Below are 2,993 nucleotides of genomic sequence, written 5' to 3' on the forward strand. Positions count from 1 at the left end.
CCAGAAAAAGTAGAGAGAAAGTTAAGACGTTTTTGGAGTAAAATAAAACGTTTTTTCAAAATATGACAAATAGAAGAGAATATACGGCAGAATTCAAATTAGAAGCTGTTAAGCTGGTTAAAGAAACAGGTCAAGCAAGTACAAAAATAGCAAAAGATCTAGGTATAGATGGTAGTATGTTAAGTAAGAAAATATGATGGAAAAATGTCTGGAGCATACGCATTTCCAGGCAAAGGCTCCTTATGACAAAGAAAGATTTGATCTAAAAAAAGAACTAACAAGAGAAAGAGACATTTTAAAAAAAGCCCTGGGCAAAGAAAAAGAGTAAAGTATTCTTTTATATAGAAATTGCTATAAAACACAGGAACTATGTAGGGTTTTGTACTGGTGGTATTGGTTGCTAAGGAAAAAAGCAGTAAAGAATTAGCAAAAGAAGGGCTTCTAGCAGATATTCAAAAAATACATCAAGCTTCTAAATGCAGATATGGAGCTCCTAAAATTCACGCTGAATTAAAAGCTTTAGGCAAAAATTAAAACAGTACAAAGTGTTATGCAAGAAAATGGCATTAAAACCAAGCTTAGACGAAGGTTCAAAAATAAAAAACAGCAAATAAGCAACCGAGTTGTGGCTCCGAACACATTGGATCAAAATTTTACTACTGATCAGCCAAATAAAGTTTGGGATTACCTACATAAAAACTAAAGAAGGTTGTTGGCGGCAATAATTGACCTATATTCACGCATGGTGGTTAATGAGTAACATGATAATTAGTTATAGATTCTTTATTGATGGCCGTTGATAAACGCAAACCCGATAAAAATCTGCTGTTACATAGCGATCAAGGGTCACAGTATACCTCTCAAAATTACCAATTTCTATTGAATACAAAAAACATCATTTCCAGCATGAGCCATAAGGGCTGTTGTTACGATAACTCTGTTGCAGAAAAGTTCACTTAAAAGGGAGCTGCTTATTGATACTTCTCGCTCAACAAACCAGAACTGCCATATTTGAATACATAGAAATCTTTTATAACAAATAACGTAGACATTCTACTATTAACTATTGCATTCCTGCACAATTTATTCTCATGATAAAAACGTCTTAACTTTCTCTCTACTTTTTCTGGGTAAGGTCACCTCTTTAGGTGCTCCTTTTTTCTTTCTTATACACACAAAAATCATATAGAATTGTAAATACAGCTTTTTTATTCTGATGCTTTTCAATTCTATAGCTCTGGTTGTCTCTCTATTACTATTTTTCTACATTATCGTAAAAAAACTGAGCGAAAAGAAAGCAAACCTTGAGGGTAATTTATGTAAATTAGAGCAAGAACTTCAAGAAACAAAGCAAACTTTGCTTACGAAGAATGAAGAAATAGTTGATTTAAGGGTCAAAAGAGCAGAACTTGAAGTAACTCTGCAAAAAGAACGTGAGGAAAAGAAAAAGGAAATAGAATTACTAACAAAAGCAGAGGAGAGATTAACAAACACTTTTAAAGCGCTCTCTCTTGATGCTTTGCAAACAAATAACAATAATTTTCTGGACTTAGCAAAGGAAGTAATCGATAGTAAATTAAAAGAAACGGAAAGCAATTTCAAAAAAAGACAAGCAACGATCAACGAAGTTGTAACTCCAATAAAAGAAAAATTAGAAAAATTCGATAATGAAATACGTGAGCTAGAAAAGGAGAGGGTAGGGGCCTATGAAGGTTTAAAGGAGCAAATTGGAGCGCTGATGAACCAAACTTCCAACCTTGCTAATGCCCTGAGGAAACCTCACATTAGGGGCAAATGGGGTGAAATGCAACTCAAAAGAGTGGTAGAAATGGCAGGAATGATTGAGTATTGCGATTTTTTTACTCAGCCGTCAGTGATTGATAAAAACGAGAATAATTTATTGCGTCCTGATTTAATAATCAAAATGCCATCTGGAAAGCAAATAATAATAGATGCTAAAGTGCCGCTTGATTCTTACATGGATGCTATATCACAAAATGATTTGCAAATACAAAAGGAGAAATTAAAGAACCATTCCCTGGCAATAAAAAAACACATAAATGATTTGGGTAAAAAAGAGTATTGGAATCAATTTGAAAATACGCCAGAACTTGTGGTGCTTTTCTTAACAGGGGAGGGGGTTTTTAGCGCAGCACTGGAATATGAGCCTGCTTTGATAGAGATTGGAGTGGAAAAAAAAGTGATCATTGCAACACCGATCACTCTAATTGCGTTGCTGAGAGCAATAGCGTATGGATGGAAGCAAGAGATGATAGCTGAAAACGCAAAGAAAATCAGTGAACTAGGTCATATTTTATATGAGCGCATTTGCACAATGGGTGAAAACTTTGATAATTTGCGCAGGAGCTTAAAAAGTGCTGTTGATCATTATAATAAAACTGCTGGCTCTCTTGAAGCAAGGGTGTTTCCTGCTGCTCGAGAATTCAATAAGCTTGGTATACATGCAAAAAATAAAAGTTTAAGTGCTGCAAAGGAATTAGAGTCTTTACCACGCAGTTTACATACTGAGGAGCTGAAAGTAGATTAGGCATCTTAACAGGGAATGTTCAAAAAAGCATACGCGTCAAGTTAAGGAAATAAAGGTATGAAAGAGATAGAATAATAAGGTATAAGTTCTCCCAGATATACTTTTAGTGAGAGAACCAATGAATAAAATAACTTGCTTATCAAAAAAGCTCAAAGAATTTTTTAATGAAAAAGCAGAGAAAATCTCAATTACAACAAGGTTTATAAAAAGAAAGAGAAAGCTAAAAGGTTCATCATTCGTAAAAGCCATGGTCTTGGGTAATATAGGAGTTGATAATTGTAGCGTAGAAACAATGTGTCAATTACTAAACGAGGACTCGATAGATATAACAAAACAAGGTTTGGATTTTAGATTTACTGAAGAAGCAGTGGAATTTATGAAAAGGATGTATAATGAATCTGTGATTCTCTTTAAAAATATCTTGCAAGTTGATTGCAAAATCTTA

At 33.9% G+C, this 2,993-nt stretch carries 1 protein-coding gene and 2 pseudogenes; all 3 read left to right on the forward strand.

What is annotated here, in order from left to right; genetic code table 11:
- Positions 1 to 62 precede the first annotated feature (62 nt).
- Positions 63 to 1,043, forward strand: a pseudogene (locus OZD63_RS06250) (IS3 family transposase).
- 173 nt (positions 1,044 to 1,216) lie between these two features.
- Positions 1,217 to 2,548, forward strand: coding sequence for a DNA recombination protein RmuC (locus OZD63_RS01880; RefSeq protein ID WP_274980079.1), 1,332 nt, complete (start codon positions 1,217 to 1,219; stop codon positions 2,546 to 2,548).
- A gap of 118 nt (positions 2,549 to 2,666) precedes the next feature.
- A pseudogene (locus OZD63_RS01885) lies at positions 2,667 to 2,993 on the forward strand (IS4 family transposase); the annotation flags it as partial.

The organism is Wolbachia endosymbiont of Drosophila leontia, from assembly GCF_028981785.1.
Taxonomy (GTDB): Bacteria; Pseudomonadota; Alphaproteobacteria; order Rickettsiales; family Anaplasmataceae; genus Wolbachia; species Wolbachia pipientis.